Raw genomic sequence first — 16,783 nt, 5'->3', positions numbered from 1 at the left:
CTACGCCGCAGCGAGTCGCCCCAGCCATGCCACCAGGTCCGCGACGACCTCGTCCCGGTTCGTCTCGTTGTAGACCTCGTGGCGGGCACCCTCGTACACCTGCACCGTCACGTCGGACAGGCCGCCGCGTCCGCGGTACGCCCGCGCCAGCCGCTCGACCGAACGGGGCCCGCCCAGGCTGTCGTCGGACCCGACCTGCAGCAGCACCGGGACGTCGCGCTCGATGTTCCGGCGGGGCACCCCGAGCAGCCGGAGCGCGTCCGCCAGTCCGAACAGCTTGATGACGTTCGCGTCGACGACGAGCGGGTCGACGGACATCGCGTCGACGATCGCCCGGTCACGGCTGAGCCACTCGAAGCGCGTGGGTCCGGTGCCGACGTGCCGACGGTTCAGGTCCCCGCCGTTCATCGTCCCGGGCAGCCGGTACGCCGTCGCGGAGAGCACCACACCGTCGTAGGCCCGGCTCGAGGTGTTGATGATCCGCTGCGCCATCAGCGATCCCCAGGAGTGCCCGAGCAGCACGAGCGGGACCCCGGGTGTCTCCAGCCGGGCGATCCGCGAGGTCTGCTCGACTGCGGCGATCGCTGCTCGGAGCCCGCCGGGGCCGAGCCTGCCGAGCTTGGTGTGGTCGCCCTCCCACTGCCCGAGTCCGGTCCGGCCGTGCCCGCGGTGGTCGTTGGCGACGACGGTGTACCCGGCGCGGACGAGGTCCTGCGCCAGGCGCTCGTACCGCAGGGCGTACTCACCAACGCCGTGGGCGATCTGCACGACGCCCTTCGGCCGGCCGGCCCGCCAGGTCGAGTACACGATCTCGATCCCGTGCGGATCGACGAAGGAGGAGTCGCCGCGGGCAGCTGAGAACGTGGGCACGTGAGCATCTTCGCAGACCGTCGGACCTGTTCATCCGGCGTTCACCCGGCCGGTCTCGGGCGGGCCTAGCGTCACCGCCATGGACGTCCTCGTCATCGTCGTGCTCGTGATCGTGGTGGCCCTCGTGTTCGACTTCACGAACGGGTTCCACGACACCGCCAACGCCATGGCCACGTCGGTCGCAACCGGGGCGCTCAAGCCCCGGACCGCCGTGCTCATCTCCGCCGTGCTCAACCTCGTCGGCGCATTCCTGTCCACCGAGGTCGCCAAGACGGTCTCGCAGGGCATCATCCGTGAAGGCCAGGACGGCATCCACATCACCCCGACGATGATCTTCGCGGGTCTGGTCGGCGCCGTGCTCTGGAACCTCGCCACCTGGTACTTCGGCCTGCCGTCGTCGTCCACCCACGCCCTGTTCGGCGGGCTGATCGGTGCGTCGATCATCGGCTCGGGACTGAACTCGGTCGACTGGGCGACGGTGGTGTCGAAGGTCGTGCTGCCCGCACTGCTGTCCCCGGTCATCGCCGGCGTGATCGCGCTCGTGGCGACCTTCGTCGCGTACCGCCTCACGAAGAACGCGACGACCCACGGCGCCGCCACGGGCTTCCGGCACGGGCAGACCATCTCGGCCTCGCTCGTGTCGCTCGCGCACGGGACGAACGACGCGCAGAAGACGATGGGCGTCATCACGCTGACCCTCATCGCCGCCAACTACCAGGACGCCGGCACCGGCCCGGCGATCTGGGTCATCCTGGCCTGTGGGCTCGCGATCGCACTCGGCACCTACATGGGCGGGTGGCGCATCATGCAGACCGTCGGCAAGAAGATCTCCGACGTGCAGTCCCCGCAGGGCTTCGCCGCCGAGACCAGTTCGGCCGCGACGATCCTGGTGTCGTCGCACCTCGGCTTCGCGCTGTCCACCACCCACGTCACGAGCGGGTCGGTCGTCGGTTCCGGCCTCGGCAAGAAGCTCGCCGACGTGCACTGGGGTGTCGTCGGTCGGATCGTGATCGCCTGGGTGATCACGCTCCCCGCCGCGGCGCTCGTCGGTGGGCTGGCCACGTGGCTGGCGTCGACCTCGGTGATCGGGCTCGTGCTCGTCGCGGTGCTGGCGCTCGCGGCCGGGCTGACGTTCTACACCCTGGCCAAGCGCAAGCCGATCTCGGCCGCCGACATCCACGAGGGCGACACGGAGCACGAGCCCGTGGCCGCCGCGAAGAACTGAGGGGCAGGACCATGGACATCGACTTCGGAGCCATCGGCACCGTCGCGGGCGTCGGCTTCGTGGCCGCGGTCAGCGTGGTGCTGCTGTACACGCTCGGACTGCGCCTGCTCGGCACCGGACAGCCCGTCGACGCCGGCGGCGAGCGCACGCAGTACGCCGAGGAGACCCCGCGCTCCGGCACCACCCCGCCCGGAGCCATGGCCGGCGCGGTCGTCTGCTTCGCCCTGAGCGCCGCAGCGGTGCTCTACGGGATCTGGCTGACGATCCCGCAGTTCCACCAGTAGCGCCGCGCCCCTGCGAGGATCGACCGGTGACCTCACACCGGATCGACGCAGCACCCGACACCGTCGCCGACGTGTTCGACGCGGAACGCACCCCCGTGCTCCGCGTCGACCCGGGCGACGTCGTGACCATCCGGACGCTCAATGCAGCCGGCTACACCGAACGGCTGCCCGAACCGGGCGCCGAGGTCCCGACGCTCATCCCGTCGCGGCGCGGCCACTGCCTGGTCGGACCGATCGCCGTGGCCGGTGCGCGGCCCGGGCAGGTGCTCGCCGTGCACTTCGACGAGCTGGTGCCGGACGACTGGGGCTACACCGGCTCGGGCGGCGTCGACAGCCCGGTCACGCGAGCGCTCGGCCTGACCGACCCGGCCGACCGAGGCCCGCTGCTGTGGGACATCGACATCGCTGCCGGCACGGCACACAACCAGCTCGGGCTCGGCGTACGGACGGCGCCCTTCCTGGGGGTGGTCGGACTGCCGCCCGAACCCACGGGCGAGCACTCGACCATCCCGCCGAGGCCGGTCGGCGGCGGCAACGTCGACTGCCGGGAACTCGTCGCCGGTGCGACCCTCTTCCTGCCGGTCACGGTGCCGGACGCTCTGCTCTCCGTCGGGGACGGTCATGCGGCACAGGGCGACGGCGAGGTGTCGGGGACCGCCGTCGAGTGCGGGATGACCACGACGATGACGCTGTCCCTGGTCGACACGGCACCGGTCAGCGGCATCCACGCCGACACCCCGGCCGGGCGCATCACGTTCGGGTTCGACGCCGACCTGAACGTCGCGACCACGACCGCCCTCGATGCCATGGTCGACTGGATCGCCGGTGACCACGACATCACCCGCGCCGAGGCGCTCGCCATGGCCAGCGTGGCGGTCAGCATGCGCGTCACCCAGGTCGCGAACCGCACCTGGGGCGTGCACGCGCTGCTCCCCCACGACGCGATCCTGCGCTGACCGACCGCCGCAGAGCCCGCGGGACACAGCCACCGGACAGGACGGGAGGCTCTGCTCACGTTCCCGACGTCGGGAACGTGAGCAGGGCCTCCCGTCCGGTGCCCGCGTCAGTGGGCGGAGTAGCCGCCGTCCACCAGGTGGTAGCTGCCCGAGATGAACGAGGCCTTGTCGCTCAGCAGGAACAGGACGAGCGCCGCGACCTCGGCGTCGGTGCCCAGTCGGCCCGCCGCGTGCTGGGACTCGAGGGCGGAGAGCTCGTCCGCTGACAACGACGACCGCACCAGCGGGGTGTCGATGAAGCCCGGGCCGACCGCGTTCGTGCGGATGCCCTGCGAGGTGTACTCCAGCGCCGCGACCTTGGTCAGCCCGACGAGCGCGTGCTTCGACGCGACGTAGGCCGCGTTCTGCGCGATGCCGACCGAGCCGAGCACGCTCGACATGTTGACGATCGCGCCGCCACCCGCGGCGAGGATCGCCGGGATCTCGTACCGCATGCCGTAGAAGACGCCGTCGAGGTCGACCGAACGGACGCGGTCCCAGGCGGCGATGTCGTACTCGCCGATCGGCTGGGGTGCGGCGCCGATGCCGGCGTTGTTCACCGCGAGGTGCAGCCCGCCGTACGTGTCGACCGCGAACTGCACCATGCGCTCGTCGTCGGCGGCGACGGCCGAGTTCGCCTCGAACGCGACCGCGGTGCCGCCCGCTTCCTCGATCGACGCGGCGACGCGCTGGGCGCCGTCGAGCTCGATGTCGGTGACGACGACCTTCGCGCCCGCTGCCGCGAGCTCCTTCGCGATGGCTTCGCCGATGCCGCTGCCGCCACCGGTGACGATGGCGACCTTGCCCTCGAACTCGGACATTGTGTGCTTCTCTCTGCTTGTCTCGTCGACAACACCTGTTGTCTATGCATCCGACCCTACTCCTCCGCCCCGCGTCCCGACCAGCAACTAGTTCGTTCGCTGAACTAATGAGGTAGGCTAACGACCGTGACGATGACCGAACCCACCGGGCGTACCGACCTGCAGGCGTCGCTCAGCACGGACTTCCGCATCGCGGTGAACCGGCTCTCGCGGACACTCCGCGCGCAGAAGGCCGACACGACCGTCAGCGACGCGATGTTCTCCGCGCTGGCACGACTGCACCGCGACGGCCCGATGACGCTGGCCGACCTCAGCCGCGGCGATGGGGTCACCCCGCCGTCGATGACGAAGACGGTCGCCGCACTGGTCACCCGTGGGCTCGTGTCGAAGGGCGGTCACGGCGACGACCGCCGCAAGGTCCTGATCGGGGCGACCCCGGCGGGCATCGACTTCGTCCTCGAGACCCGACGACGCCGCGACGGCTGGCTCTCGCCGAAGCTCGCAGCACTCACCCCCGCCGAACGCCGCGTCCTCGTCGACGCCACCGAGATCATGAGGAGGCTGGCCCACCAGTGACGGCCATGTTCCGGTCCCTGTCGGGACGCAACTACCGCATCTGGTTCGCGGGTGCCCTGGTGTCGAACATCGGCACCTGGATGCAGCGGACCGCGCAGGACTGGATCGTCCTGACGCAGCTCACCCACAACAACGCGATCGCCGTCGGCATCACGATGGCCCTGCAGTTCGGCCCGCAGCTGCTGCTGTTGCCCTGGACCGGTCTCGTCGCCGACCGCTTCGACCGCCGCCGCACCCTGATGGTGACCCAGGCCCTGATGGGGATGCTCGGGCTCGGCCTCGGGATCATGGTCGTCACGGACACCGCCACGCTGCTGTGGCTCTACGGCTTCGCGCTGGCACTCGGCATCGTCGCCGCGTTCGACACCCCGGTGCGCCAGGCGTTCGTGTCCGACGTCGTCACCGGCGAGCACGTGTCGAACGCCGTCGCGCTGAACTCCGCCTCGTTCAACGCCGCCCGGCTCATCGGCCCCGCGGTCGCCGGGGTGCTCATCGCCGCGATCGGCTCCGGCTGGGTGTTCATCATCAACGCGGCGTCGTTCGCGGCGGTGCTCGTCGCGCTCCGGTTCGTCGACCCCGAGCAGCTGGCCGAGCGGATCAAGCCCAAGCGCGGGAAGGGGCAGATCGTCGCCGGCTTCCGGTACGTGCGCACACGCCCGGACATCATCGTGGTGCTCTGCATGATCTTCGTCGTCGGGACGTTCGGGGTGAACTTCCCGATCTTCACCTCGACGATGGCGCGCGTGGAGTTCCACAAGGGCGCGGGTGAGTTCGGCCTGCTCAACTCCGTGATGGCGGTCGGGTCGGTGCTCGGTGCGCTGCTGTCCGCCCGCCGTGAGCGCCCACGGATGCGCCTGCTCGTCATCGCCAGCGCGGGCTTCGGTCTGGCGTGCACCGCCGCTGCGTTCGCGCCGACCTACTGGAGCTTCGCGATCGTGCTGATGTTCGTCGGCCTTGCCTCGCTGACGTTCATGACCACCGCCAACGCCCTCGTGCAGACCACGACCGCCCCCGCCATGCGCGGCCGCGTGATGGCGCTCTACATGGCGATCTTCGCGGGCGGCACACCGATCGGCGCACCCATCGTCGGCGCCATCGCGGATGCCGCCGGCCCACGCTGGGCCATCGGCGTCGGAGCGGCATCCGGGTTCGTGGCGCTGGCGATCGCGCTGGTCTGGCTCGTCCGCTTCCAGCACTTCCGCCTGCGGTACGACGCCGACACGCGCCTGCACCTCGCCGTCACCCACTCGATCCCCGTGGTCGGCACCCGGGCAGCCCGGGCGGCACTCCGACAGGACCTCGCTCGCGACGAGGCGGTCTCGTCCCGTTCCAGCGGCGTCTGACCGCTGGTCGCCCGGGTGCACCGGGACCGACGGGAGGCCCGTGGCGAGCCCGCACCGGGCCTCCCGTCCGACATCCGGTCGCGTCCTGCCCCGGTCAGTGCGCCGACGCTGCGGCGAAGACCCGCTCGTCGAGCGCCCGGGCGACCCGGTCTGCCACGGTCGCCAGCCGCCGACCGGCGGGGCGAGCCGCCTCGATCGCATCGGCCGGTGCCATCGTGCGGAGCGTCCCAGCGACGTCCCGCAGCTCGGCGAGACCGTCCGGTACGAGCGTCGGGGCGACGTCGGCCAGACACAGCTCGGCCCGCTGTGTCAGGAACAGCACCGACCGCGGGCAGTGCGTGTCGAGGAGAAGGAACGCCGCGGCCTCGGACGTCGGCGCACCCGGGCGGGCCTCGCGGTGGAACGCCTCACCGACCCCGCAGGCACGCAACGCCGTGCCCCACGACCGCTCCGAATCGAGCTCCAGCAGATCGGAAGCGAGCAGCCGCGCCGTGGCCGCGCACCGGGCGAGCGACCGGCCGAGCGTGAAGAACTCCCACACCTCGTCGCGACTGGCGTCCCCCTCGACGACCCCCACGGCCAGGGCGCTCCGTTCCCGCACCCACCCCAGGAACTCGTGCTCGCGCCCCGCGGCGATCTTGCGCGGCAGTCGGGACCGCGTGACGTTCAGGCAGTCCCAGAGCTCGCTGGAGACGACGTCGCGGGCTCGCCGGGCGTCGTCCCGTGCGACCGCGACCGCGTTCGCGATGGAGGCCGGCTCGTGCCGGTCGAGCGCGAGCAGCTCCAGCGTGGCGGCGGCGTCGAGCACCGACCCCGCGGTGACGGCCGCACCGGCGACGATGCGGAGCTCCCGCGCGGTGACGCGGTCGTCGGGGACGTTGGCGGCGTCGGGCCTGGCGAGGTAGGCGTCGAGGAGCCGCGCGATCACGTCGGCGCGTTCCACGGCGGCCCCGACGCGGAACACGCTCCCGGCGAGTCGGCTCAGCACCGCGGCTCCTGCATGCGGCGAACCTACTGACCGCGCGTTGCGACGGTGTTTCCGAGCCGCGTCACCGGTGTTGCGGACGCGGAGATCGGCTGCCTCGCTAGACAACCTAACTAGAGCGTCTAGCATTGCCCCATGACTTCCGAGGTGACGACGAACACCGCGGGCTTCTGGTACGACGACGGATCCCGGGTCGACGCAGTGGACGTGCTCAACGCGCTCCGGCGGTACCGCACGGCCGAGACCGCGGCCCAGCGGCGTGCGCGCGAGGCGCTCGGAATCGGTGAGAACGCCCTGCTAGCCCTGCGCATGCTGATCGACGCCGAGACCGCGGGGCGCACCACCAACGCCAAGGAGCTCTCCGAGCGGCTCGGCATCACGGCAGCGTCGACCTCGGCGCTCGTGGACCGGCTCGTCCGCAGCGGGCACGTCGAGCGTCGCCCCGACCCTGACGACCGTCGCGGGGTCATCCTCAGCGCCTCGGGGTCGTCGATGCGGCGCGCCATCCGGGTGATCGACGACCTCGACGCCCGCACGCTCGAGGTCGCGGAGCACCTGCCCGGCGGCGACATGGGCGTCATCGTGGACTTCCTCGACGAGATGACGTCCGTGGTCGACGAGATCGACGCCGACCGCGCCGCTGCGAACAGCAGCGACGGCGACGGCATGCGCGCCCCCCGCCGCGCGTAGCGTGTGGGCATGCCCCAGACCCACCCGCACGAGCCCGAGGACGACATGCCCCTCGCAGAGCTCGACGCGCGTGCCCGGGCCGACGCCGCACTCCGACGCATCCGGAACGGCAGCGACCCGGCGCGTGAGGCATTCGACCTGGCGAACACCATGAACGACGAGGCCGTCGGCAGGCTCGGGGCGACGTTGCGACGCTGGTTCCGCCGGTAGCGGCACGGCGGGGCACGGCGGGGCACGGCGGGGCAAGGCGGTGCCCCCGGCCACGGCCACGGCCACGGCCACGGCCACGGCCACCGTGCCCGCGCCCCGTCCGGGGTCAGTCCTTCGTGAAGGCCGTCCCGACGGCAGCGATGTCGTCGGACCCGTGGCCGGCGGCGCTGGCGTCGGCGTAGACGCGGCCGAGCGCGTCGAGGAGCGTCGTCGACACCCCGGTCGCGCGCGCTGAGTCCGTGATCAGGCCGATGTCCTTCCGGAGCCCGTCGAGCGCGAACTGCGCCGAGTACTCCCCCGCCAGCATCGACTCGCCCTTGGTGTGGGCGTAGGCGGAGTCGCTGGCGGTGCCGTCGATGGCCTGGAGGAACAGCGCCGGGTCGATGCCCAGCGCCCGTGCGACCGCGAGTGACTGCCCCGTCGCCGCGGTGATGGACGCGATCCAGGCGTTCGCAGCGAGCTTCAGTGCGGTGCCGTCGCCGACCCGTGCTCCTGCGCGCACGGTCTTCGCACCGATGGCTCGCAGGACCGGATCGATGCGCTCGAGGACCTCGGCGGGACCGGCGGCGAGCATCGTGAGCTTCCCCTGTTCAGCCGGGGCCTTCGTGCCGAGCATCATCGCCTCGACGAGGGTGATCCCGTACTTCTCCGCCAGCTGCACCACGGTCTCGGTACCCTCCACGCCCACGGTCGAGCACTGCACCCACACCGCGTCGGTCGGGGCGTCGCCCGCAGCCTGCTCGAGGACGTCGACCACGGCGTCGGTGTCGAAGAGCGTCAGCAGGACGACCTCGGCCCGCTCGACGGCCGTCGCGGCGTCGGTCGCGACGGTCGCGCCGTGTCCGCCGAGCGGTGCCGCGCGCTCCGGGCTCCGGTTCCACACCGTGACCTCGTGTCCCTCGCGCAGCAGCGACTGCGCCACTCCGGCCCCCATCGCTCCAGTACCCAGCACCGTCACACGCACGTCCGACTCCGTCCCGTCGACGAGCACCGTGCCGCCGACCCCGTCGAACGGTCCGTGCCGTCGACTGGTCGAACGGTACGCGCGACGGCCTCAGAGCAGCCCGCGCTCCCGCAGCCACGCGGCCGGGTCGACGGGGTGTCCGTCCACGATGACCTCGAAGTGGAGATGCGGTCCGGTCGAGACGCCCGTGCTGCCCACGGCGCCGACGCGGTCCCCCGCCCGGACGACCTGTCCGACCGTCACGTCGATCGCCGACAGGTGGCCGTACCGGGTCTGCAGGCCGGGTCCGTGCTGCACGAGCACCTGGTTGCCGTACCCGCCGGAGACACCGGCGGAGACGACCCGCCCGGGCATGGCCGACACGGCGGGCGTTCCCGTCGAGGCCGCGAAGTCGAGCCCATGGTGGTCGGTGGAGCACGCACCGCATCCCTGTACCGACCGGCCCCCGAACCCACCCGCGACGGGGACGTTGCCCGCGACGGGACGGACCACGTCCGCCGGGTCGATGCGAGCGAGGAGCACCGGCCCCGACCCCACGACGAAGCCGTCCCGCTCGACGTCGGCGAGGGCCGACGGCGGTGCGGTGTAGGCCTGCGGTCCACTGGGGAGGCCGGTTCCGGAGGCCCGGGTGACGACCACGGCGCCCGTCACGTCAGCGACCCCGGCCACGCTGGCGGCGGCCTGTTGCGGTGTCGACACGGCGACGAGGAAGCACGTCGCCAGACCGACGACGGCGAGGGGCACCCCCGAGGGCGCGACACGGAGACGGCGGACGTGCGCGAGTCCGCTGGTCAGCGCGGCGCGCGGCGTGTGGGCAGTGCGTGCTGCTCGCCGCCCACGGCCGGTCCGGGCGCCGGTGTGCGCCAGCCCCGCGGTGTGCGCCGGCCCCGCGGTGTGCGCCGGCCGCGCCGAGTGCACCAGCCCGACGGGGAGCACGGCGGGACACGGGGTGGGCCCCGGGACGGCGGGGGTCGTCACCACCGCCCCGGAGGACAGGAGGACGAACGCTCGGTTGGCTGCGGCGCGGGCAGCCCCGCGGGGGCGCAGCGGTGCGGGTTCGGTCGTCGAGGGCAACGTCGCGGTCAGGCGCGGACGACGCCGTCGGCCGTGATGCGGTCGAGCTCCGCGACGACGGCGTCGACGACGGCTCGGGTGATGGCGTCCGCGACGGCTTCCACGAGGGCGAGCTGGTCGCCGGCCACACGGTGGTCACGCCGGACGGATGCCAGGGCACCGGCGGGGATGTCGTCGATCGCGGCGATGAGGGCCGCCGGGACGAAGGTCGAACGCGAGTGCGGCACGGGAGCGGTCATCGGCGAGGACGGCGCCCGCGTGGGGACCGGCCGGGCGTCGGCGTGGCTGCGACGGGCGATCGCGTCGAAGAGCGGTGTGGTCGACATGCTGCGGTTCTCCTGATCAGGGTTCGGCATCGGGGTTGCCCCCATTGAACCACTGATATTTCTGATACGCAATGTCGACGATGCCGGACCTCAGTCGGGCTCGACGGCCTCGCCGGGATCGTCGCGGTGCAGCGCCCGCCGAACCCGCTCCACGATCGTCGCCGGCGGGTTGTTGTACGCGTTGGCGGGTTCCTGCCCGCTCATCGCCTGGATCGCCGCCATCACGGCGTCCGTCGCGTGCCGCCGGGCCCGCCCGGACGACGCGTCTCCGTACGACGACAGATCGAGAGGCTGCCCGAACTCGATCGTCACGCGTGCGAGTTTCGGCACCTTCGAGCCGACGGGCTGCACGTCCTCGGTCCCGCGCAGCGCGACGGGGACGACGGGCGCACCGCTCGTCAGTGCCAACCAGGCGACACCGGTACGGCCGCGGTAGATCCGGCCGTCGAGCGACCGCGTGCCCTCGGGGTAGATGGCGAAGGCCTCGCCGTCCCGCAAGCGCGCGAGCCCGAGGTCGAGGGCGTGCTGCGCAGCTGCTCCCGCGCCGCGCTCGACCCCGATCGCACCGATCCCGCTGAAGAACGCGCGGGACACCGCTCCGCGGAAGCCCGTCCCCGTGAAGTACTCCTGCTTCGCCAGGAACGACACCTTCCGGGGCGCCATGATCGTGATCGCCGGGGAGTCGATGAACGAGCGGTGGTTGCTCGCCAGGATCACCGCACCGCGCCGGGGGACGTTCTTCCGCCCGATGATCTTCGGCCGCCACAGCATCCGCGCGAGCGGTGCCACCACGGCACGGCCGAGCACGGTGGCGAACATCGACGAACCGGGCACCAGCGACCTCCTCGGGAACAGGGTTTCCGAGTGTAATGACCGGATCGCGCCGCACATGCCGGAGACGGCATGGACCGGACGGCAGTGGTGGAGTGCTACTCCGACGCGGCGACGACGTCGAGCACGGCGCGGCCGTAGGACTCGAGCTTGGCTGCGCCGATGCCGGAGATCTCGGCGAGCTGGTCGGCGTCCGAGGGGCGCACCGCGGCGATCCCCCGCAGGGTCGCGTCGTTGAACACGACGTACGCCGGCACGCCCTGCTCGCGCGCCTGTGCTGCCCGCCACGCGCGCAGTGCCTCGAACAGGCCGAGGGCTTCCTGCGGCATGTCGGAGACGACCTGGCGCCGACCACGCGCCGCACGCGGGGCCTTCACCGGGTCGCGGCGCATCAGCACGTGGACCCGACCGGACAGCACCTCGGCACTGGTCGGGCTGAGGACGAGCGTTCCGTACCCGTCGCCCGACACGGTGGCGTACCCCTGGGCGAGGACCTGTCGTGCCACCCCGCGCCATTCGCCCTCGGACAGGTCGGCGCCGATGCCGAAGGTGGCGAGGGACTCGTGCCGGAGTTCCTGCACGCGCGGCGACTGCTTGCCGGTCAGGATGTCGACCAGGTGTGCGACGCCGTACCGCTGCCCACGTTCGCGCTCGAGCCGCACGATCGTCGACAGGAGCTTCTGCGCCGGCACGGTGCCGTCCCACGACTCGGGCGGAGCGATGCACGTGTCGCAGTTGCCGCACGCGGTGGACTCCTGGCCGAAGTACGCGAGCAGCCGGACCCGGCGGCACTCGATCGTCTCGCAGAGCGCGAGCATGGCGTCGAGGTGCGCGCTGAGCTGCCGGCGATGCGCAGCGTCGCCCTCGGACTGGTCGATCATGCGGCGCTGCTGCACGACGTCGTTGAGCCCGTACGCCAGCCAGGCGGTCGCCGGCAGTCCGTCACGCCCGGCACGGCCGGTCTCCTGGTAGTACCCCTCGACCGACTTCGGCAGGTCGAGGTGCGCGACGAACCGGACGTCGGGCTTGTCGATGCCCATCCCGAACGCGATGGTCGCCACCATGACGATGCCGTCCTCGCGCAGGAACCGCGACTGGTTGCGCTCGCGCACTCGCACGTCGAGACCCGCGTGGTACGGCAGCGTCGCGATGCCCTGGTCGACCAGCGCCGCGGCAGTGCGCTCGACCGAGTTGCGGGAGAGGCAGTACACGATGCCCGCGTCGCCCCGGTGCTCGGTGCGGATGAAGGTCAGGAGCTGCTGCATCGCACCGGTCTTCGGTTCGATGCGGTACTGGATGTTCGGCCGGTCGAAGTCGGCGACGAAGTGTGCGGCGTCGTCGAGCCCCAGGCGGGCGGAGATCTCGCGGTGGGTCTGCGGCGTCGCGGTGGCCGTCAGCGCGATGCGTGGCACGGTCGGCCAGCGCTCGTGCAGGATGCTGAGCTCGAGGTAGTCCGGACGGAAGTCGTGCCCCCACTGCGCCACACAGTGGGCTTCGTCGATGGCGAAGAGCGCGATGCGGGCACGGTCGAGCAGCGACCGCGTGGACTCGAGCTTCAGCCGCTCGGGCGCCAGGTAGAGCATGTCGATCTCGCCCTGCACCACCGCACGCTCGACGCGAGCGCGTTCGTCCGCGCCCTGCGTCGAGTTGAGGAACGCCGCCTTGACGCCGTTGGCCGCCAGGGCGTCGACCTGGTCCTGCATCAGGGCGATGAGCGGCGACACCACGACCCCGACGCCGTCGCGCACGAGCGCCGGCACCTGGTAGCAGAGCGACTTGCCGGCGCCCGTCGGCATCAGGACGAGGGCGTCGCCGCCGGTCACGATGCGGTCGATGACGGCGGCCTGTTCGCCGCGGAAGTCGTCGTAGCCCCAGACCCGGTGCAGGACGTCCTGCGCCGCGCTGCGCGACGGCGAGACGGGTGCCGAGGTGGTGCTCATGGCGTCCAGCCTAGGCGCGACGGGCGACACCCATCTCGCTGTCCACAGGCCGGTCAGCGGCTGACCCGGCCACGCCCTCGGAGCGGGCCGGTGCACCCGACCAGCCCGTGCCTCCAGGACGGGTCCAGCGCTTGCCGCCCGCCCAGACCGGCGCCGGACCGCGGAAGCGTGGCGTCTCCGATCCGGCGAAGCGGCGGTCGAGCTTCCGCCAGTGCGCGAGGGCCTCGACCATGCCCCAGTACGCCAGCGACGAGCCGAGCGAGAACAGCCAGCTCTGCCAGGTGCTGTTCGACGAGTCGAGCGACACCTTCGACCACCCGGGAGCCTGCAGCACGAAGATCATGATGTTGTTGAAGGCGTGCTGCAGCACGGTGGCCTCGAGGCCTCCGGTGCGGATCACGATGATCGCCGCGACCAGACCGAACGACCCCACGTCGAGGATGCCCCACACGTTGTAGCCGTTCGGGATGTGCAGCAGCGCGAAGACGACGGTCGACACCACCACGGCCACCACCGACCCGACGATGCGGACCGGGATCCAGGACCCGATCCACTGCATCAGGAAGCCGCGGAACACGTACTCCTCGGCAGCACCCTGGAACGGGACGAGCACCACGACCATGGCGATCGTCAGCGTCAGGGTGCCGAGCGTCACGGTGGACTGGCCGATCGCGGCGTGGTTCCACCCGAAGCCGCCGTCGACGGTGAACATGCCGTCGGGCGAGAACAGCCCGGTCTGCAGGATGAACGACGCCGCGGCGATCACGAGCGTCGGCAGCACGCACCACGCCGCCCAGCCCCAGCGCACGCGGAACCGCACCGAGGACAGCGTGTTCGCCGGCCCCAGGCGCGCGATCTTCACGGCGAGCAGGATCCCCGGCAGCAGCACCACGAGCGACACCAGCGACAGGGACAGCACGAGCGGGTCGGTCGGGTCGAGGGCGCCGCTCGTCAGGCTCTGCTCGAGGTCGATCAGCCCCTGCGCACCCTGCGTGGCACCGATCGGTACGAAGTAGGCCACCGTGATGAGGATCTGCGTCACGACGTACCACCCGGCCAGGAACGCCAGGGCGACCAGCGGGCGCCACCAACGCCAACGACCGTCGACGCGGAACAGGCGGGTGTAGGGAACGCTCACGCAGCGCAGGTTACCGGGCACGGCAGGATGGGACCCGTGACCACGGTGCTGCTCGGCCTCGGCGGGGCGCTCGTCTACGGCTTCGCGGACTTCCTGGGCGGCCTCGCGTCGCGTCGGTTGCGTCCCGTCACGGTCGCCGCCGCCGCAGCCGCGATCGGCATCGTCCCGCTGCTGGTGGGACTGCTGCTGTTCGGCGGCCGGTCCTCGTGGCAGGGCACGCTGTGGGGCGCCGTGGGCGGGCTCGCCGGAGCCGTCGGGGTCCTCCTGCTCTACGCCGCGCTCGCGATCGGGCCGATGAGCGTGCTCTCCCCGCTCACCGCGGTGTTCGCCGCGGTGCTCCCGGTGCTGGTCGCCCTGCTGCGCGGGACGGTCCTGTCGCCGGTCGCGGTCGTCGCGCTGGTCGTGGCCGTGGTCGCGGTGGTGCTGGTCGCGACGGTCCGCGACCCGTCCGGAGCGCGCGTCACGGCCCGTGGCGTCCTGGCCGCCGTCATCGCGGGGTGCGGGTTCGGCGGGATCGTGCTCGCGTTCAACGAGACGCCGTCGGACTCCGGGATCGCACCGCTCGTCGTGGCGCGGCTGGTGCAGACGGTGCTGCTGGGGACGGCGGCAGCGGTCTCGGCGACGGTCGCCCGGTCGGGAGGCGCGGCAGACCCCGGGACGTCGGCCGGCGTCGCGGGGTCTGCCGCGCCTCCAGGACGGTGGCTGCGATCCGCGCCGGGCCGACGGCTGGTCCGGGTGGTCATCGCGTGCGGGGTCTTCGACGCCCTGGCGAACGTCTGCATCCAGGCCGGGCTGCACGCGAGCGACGACCCGACGACGCTGCCGGTGATCAGTGTCCTGAACGCGCTGTACCCGATCGGGACGGTCGTCCTGGCCGGGGTGGTGCTGCGCGAACGCCTGACCCTGCTGCAGGGTTTCGGGATCGCACTCGCCCTCGGCGCGGCGGTCACGCTGGCGCTGGCGTGAGGGCCGACGTCAGTCGTCGGCGATCAGGCGCTTCCCCATCGACACCGTGTGGTCGTCGGCGTACCCGAGGGACTCGTAGAAGCCGATGACCCGCTCGTTGCCGGCGCGCACCTGCAGGTTGAGCTTGGGGCAGCCCAGGTCGGTGAGCAGCCGCTCGAACTCGGCCATGAAGGCCCGCCCCAGTCCGGAGCCCTGCAGGTCGGGGCGGACCGCCAGGTAGTTCACCCAGCCGCGGTGCCCGTCGAACCCGGCCATGCCCGCAGCGACGACGACGTCGGAACCGGGGTCCGTCGCCACCAGGAACAGCTCGGGCTGGACCGTCAGCTTGCGCGCGATGTCCTGCCGCGGGTCGTTCCACGGTCGGACCAGCCCGCAGGACTCCCAGAGTGCGACGACCGCTTCGGTGTCGGACGGATCGAAACGACGGATGACGTGGGACACTCCGCCACGGTACCGGTGTTGTGGAGAACACCGTCCCCAGCGGTTCGCCGTGGTCTGATAGACCTGAGCATCGTCCACCTCGACGCTCGCACGACCGGATCAGGAGCCACGTGACTGCCCACGAGACACTCCCCCCGCCTCCGAGCGCCCCTGACGACGCGCCCGCGCGCCGGGAGCGCAAGCGTCCGCGGCAGACGGTCGGCGGCGCGCTGCTGGCCCTGGTCGCCGAGCTGCTGATCATCGCGGGCGCGGGCACCGGGCTGTACGTGCTGTGGACCGCGTGGTGGACCGACGTCGTCGCCTCGCAGCACCAGTCCTCGCTCGTCAAGGACCTGGGCCAGACCGAGGCGCCCACCTCGAACCCCACGCCGACCGAGCACCGCGACCAGGCGCCCGTGCTCGCCGAGCCCCCTGGGTTGTCGACGGTCTTCGGCACGATGCAGATCCCCCGCTTCGGCGCGGGCTACGACCAGCCCATCGGTGAGGGCACCGACCGCGAGAAGGTGCTCAACACCATCGGGCTCGGGCACTACCAGGACACGGCGATGCCCGGAGCCGAGGGCAACTTCGCCGTGGCCGGGCACCGCGTCACGTACGGCAAGCCGCTCAACCAGATCGCGGACCTGAAGACCGACGACGCCATCGTCGTGCGGGTCACGGACAAGGCGACGGACTTCGACGTCTGGTACGTCTACAAGGTCACCGACAGCCAGATCGTCACGCCGGACCACATCGAGACGATCGCGCCCGTGCCGAACCAGCCGGGCGTCGAACCCACCGCCCAGGACCGCTGGCTCACCCTGACGGCGTGCCACCCGATGTGGTCCGCCAAGGAGCGCTACATCGTGCACGCGAAGATGGACTACTGGATGCCGGTGTCGGAAGGCACCCCGAAGGAACTGTCGGAGACGCCCAAGTGATCTTCCCCCTGGTCTGGCGGCTGCTGCCCGGCCCCACCGCCCTTAAGGTCCTCGAGCTGCTGGTGCTGCTCGTCGCGATCGTGCTCGTGCTGTTCACGTGGGTGTTCCCGTGGATCGCGGCGGACATCCTGCCGCCGCCCGACGGCACGGTCGACACGTCGGCGGTGCCGACGCCCTGACCGGC

The 16,783-nt window shown here is 71.8% G+C and carries 20 protein-coding genes; 10 read left to right on the top strand and 10 right to left on the bottom strand.

Annotated elements, in window-relative coordinates; genetic code table 11:
- Nucleotides 1-870 (bottom strand): alpha/beta fold hydrolase, encoded by an 870-nt coding sequence (locus DEJ13_RS03180; RefSeq protein ID WP_111108002.1) that lies wholly within the window; start codon nt 868-870, stop codon nt 1-3.
- A gap of 79 nt (nt 871-949) precedes the next feature.
- On the opposite strand from DEJ13_RS03180, the gene DEJ13_RS03175 reads away from it, so the two are divergent.
- The 3 genes from DEJ13_RS03175 to DEJ13_RS03165 are packed head-to-tail and all read left to right on the top strand — an operon-like array spanning nt 950 to nt 3,335.
- Nucleotides 950-2,095 carry an inorganic phosphate transporter gene (locus DEJ13_RS03175; protein ID WP_111108003.1) on the top strand — a complete coding sequence of 382 codons (1,146 nt, stop codon included), beginning with the start codon at nt 950-952 and terminating at the stop codon, nt 2,093-2,095.
- Between the two features lie 11 nt (nt 2,096-2,106).
- Complete coding sequence (locus DEJ13_RS03170; protein ID WP_056122947.1) at nt 2,107-2,379, top strand: hypothetical protein; 273 nt, start codon at nt 2,107-2,109, stop codon at nt 2,377-2,379.
- 26 nt (nt 2,380-2,405) lie between these two features.
- Nucleotides 2,406-3,335 carry an acetamidase/formamidase family protein gene (locus DEJ13_RS03165; protein WP_111108004.1) on the top strand — a complete coding sequence of 310 codons (930 nt, stop codon included), beginning with the start codon at nt 2,406-2,408 and terminating at the stop codon, nt 3,333-3,335.
- 107 nt (nt 3,336-3,442) lie between these two features.
- On the opposite strand, the gene DEJ13_RS03160 is transcribed toward DEJ13_RS03165, so the two are convergent.
- The gene (locus DEJ13_RS03160) at nt 3,443-4,195 is read right to left on the bottom strand and encodes an SDR family NAD(P)-dependent oxidoreductase (protein WP_111108005.1); all 753 of its coding nucleotides are present in this window, start codon (nt 4,193-4,195) and stop codon (nt 3,443-3,445) included.
- 132 nt (nt 4,196-4,327) lie between these two features.
- On the opposite strand from DEJ13_RS03160, the gene DEJ13_RS03155 reads away from it, so the two are divergent.
- Both DEJ13_RS03155 and DEJ13_RS03150 read left to right on the top strand, forming a co-directional pair.
- The gene (locus DEJ13_RS03155) at nt 4,328-4,771 is read left to right on the top strand and encodes a MarR family winged helix-turn-helix transcriptional regulator (RefSeq protein WP_111108006.1); all 444 of its coding nucleotides are present in this window, start codon (nt 4,328-4,330) and stop codon (nt 4,769-4,771) included.
- On the top strand, nt 4,768-6,114 hold the full coding sequence (locus DEJ13_RS03150; RefSeq protein ID WP_181437138.1) for an MFS transporter: 1,347 nt from the start codon (nt 4,768-4,770) through the stop codon (nt 6,112-6,114). Before DEJ13_RS03155 ends, DEJ13_RS03150 begins: the two co-directional genes overlap by 4 nt.
- Nucleotides 6,115-6,208: 94 nt before the next feature.
- On the opposite strand, the gene DEJ13_RS03145 is transcribed toward DEJ13_RS03150, so the two are convergent.
- On the bottom strand, nt 6,209-7,102 hold the full coding sequence (locus DEJ13_RS03145) for an alpha-E domain-containing protein (RefSeq protein ID WP_181437139.1): 894 nt from the start codon (nt 7,100-7,102) through the stop codon (nt 6,209-6,211).
- Between the two features lie 132 nt (nt 7,103-7,234).
- On the opposite strand from DEJ13_RS03145, the gene DEJ13_RS03140 reads away from it, so the two are divergent.
- Both DEJ13_RS03140 and DEJ13_RS03135 read left to right on the top strand, forming a co-directional pair.
- Nucleotides 7,235-7,789, top strand: coding sequence for a MarR family winged helix-turn-helix transcriptional regulator (locus DEJ13_RS03140; RefSeq protein ID WP_056122964.1), 555 nt, complete (start codon nt 7,235-7,237; stop codon nt 7,787-7,789).
- 9 nt (nt 7,790-7,798) lie between these two features.
- Complete coding sequence (locus tag DEJ13_RS03135) at nt 7,799-7,999, top strand: hypothetical protein (protein ID WP_056122968.1); 201 nt, start codon at nt 7,799-7,801, stop codon at nt 7,997-7,999.
- A gap of 106 nt (nt 8,000-8,105) precedes the next feature.
- Here the strand turns inward: DEJ13_RS03135 and DEJ13_RS03130 are convergent, their stop codons facing one another.
- The 6 genes from DEJ13_RS03130 to DEJ13_RS03105 all read right to left on the bottom strand — a co-directional run bounded on the left by DEJ13_RS03130 (nt 8,106) and on the right by DEJ13_RS03105 (nt 14,272).
- Nucleotides 8,106-8,963: an NAD(P)-dependent oxidoreductase gene (locus tag DEJ13_RS03130; protein ID WP_258374194.1), complete on the bottom strand. Its 858-nt coding sequence runs from the start codon at nt 8,961-8,963 to the stop codon at nt 8,106-8,108.
- 90 nt (nt 8,964-9,053) lie between these two features.
- Entirely contained in the window at nt 9,054-9,941 is an 888-nt protein-coding gene (locus DEJ13_RS03125; RefSeq protein ID WP_220037618.1) for a M23 family metallopeptidase, read from the bottom strand.
- Between the two features lie 104 nt (nt 9,942-10,045).
- Nucleotides 10,046-10,363, bottom strand: coding sequence for a hypothetical protein (locus DEJ13_RS03120; RefSeq protein ID WP_111108010.1), 318 nt, complete (start codon nt 10,361-10,363; stop codon nt 10,046-10,048).
- A 90-nt stretch (nt 10,364-10,453) separates the two neighbouring features.
- On the bottom strand, nt 10,454-11,182 hold the full coding sequence (locus DEJ13_RS03115) for a lysophospholipid acyltransferase family protein (protein WP_111108025.1): 729 nt from the start codon (nt 11,180-11,182) through the stop codon (nt 10,454-10,456).
- 110 nt (nt 11,183-11,292) lie between these two features.
- Entirely contained in the window at nt 11,293-13,134 is a 1,842-nt protein-coding gene (recQ, locus tag DEJ13_RS03110) for a DNA helicase RecQ (protein WP_111108011.1), read from the bottom strand.
- A gap of 10 nt (nt 13,135-13,144) precedes the next feature.
- The gene (locus DEJ13_RS03105) at nt 13,145-14,272 is read right to left on the bottom strand and encodes a CPBP family intramembrane glutamic endopeptidase (RefSeq protein WP_056122983.1); all 1,128 of its coding nucleotides are present in this window, start codon (nt 14,270-14,272) and stop codon (nt 13,145-13,147) included.
- Between the two features lie 36 nt (nt 14,273-14,308).
- On the opposite strand from DEJ13_RS03105, the gene DEJ13_RS03100 reads away from it, so the two are divergent.
- Nucleotides 14,309-15,238: an EamA family transporter gene (locus DEJ13_RS03100; protein WP_111108012.1), complete on the top strand. Its 930-nt coding sequence runs from the start codon at nt 14,309-14,311 to the stop codon at nt 15,236-15,238.
- A 9-nt stretch (nt 15,239-15,247) separates the two neighbouring features.
- On the opposite strand, the gene DEJ13_RS03095 is transcribed toward DEJ13_RS03100, so the two are convergent.
- Entirely contained in the window at nt 15,248-15,679 is a 432-nt protein-coding gene (locus tag DEJ13_RS03095) for a GNAT family acetyltransferase (protein WP_111108013.1), read from the bottom strand.
- Between the two features lie 110 nt (nt 15,680-15,789).
- Between DEJ13_RS03095 and DEJ13_RS03090 the strand changes: the two genes are divergently transcribed.
- Both DEJ13_RS03090 and DEJ13_RS03085 read left to right on the top strand, forming a co-directional pair.
- Complete coding sequence (locus tag DEJ13_RS03090) at nt 15,790-16,599, top strand: class E sortase (protein WP_111108014.1); 810 nt, start codon at nt 15,790-15,792, stop codon at nt 16,597-16,599.
- Nucleotides 16,596-16,778, top strand: a complete 183-nt coding sequence (locus DEJ13_RS03085; protein WP_235515500.1) for a hypothetical protein — start codon at nt 16,596-16,598, stop codon at nt 16,776-16,778. The genes DEJ13_RS03090 and DEJ13_RS03085 overlap by 4 nt, the downstream gene beginning before the upstream one ends.
- Nucleotides 16,779-16,783 lie beyond the last annotated feature (5 nt).

It is taken from the genome of Curtobacterium sp. MCLR17_007 (assembly GCF_003234655.2).
Classification (GTDB): domain Bacteria; phylum Actinomycetota; class Actinomycetes; order Actinomycetales; family Microbacteriaceae; genus Curtobacterium.
Note: the sequence above shows the minus strand (reverse complement) of the source record. Positions and strands in the feature narration are given on the sequence as shown.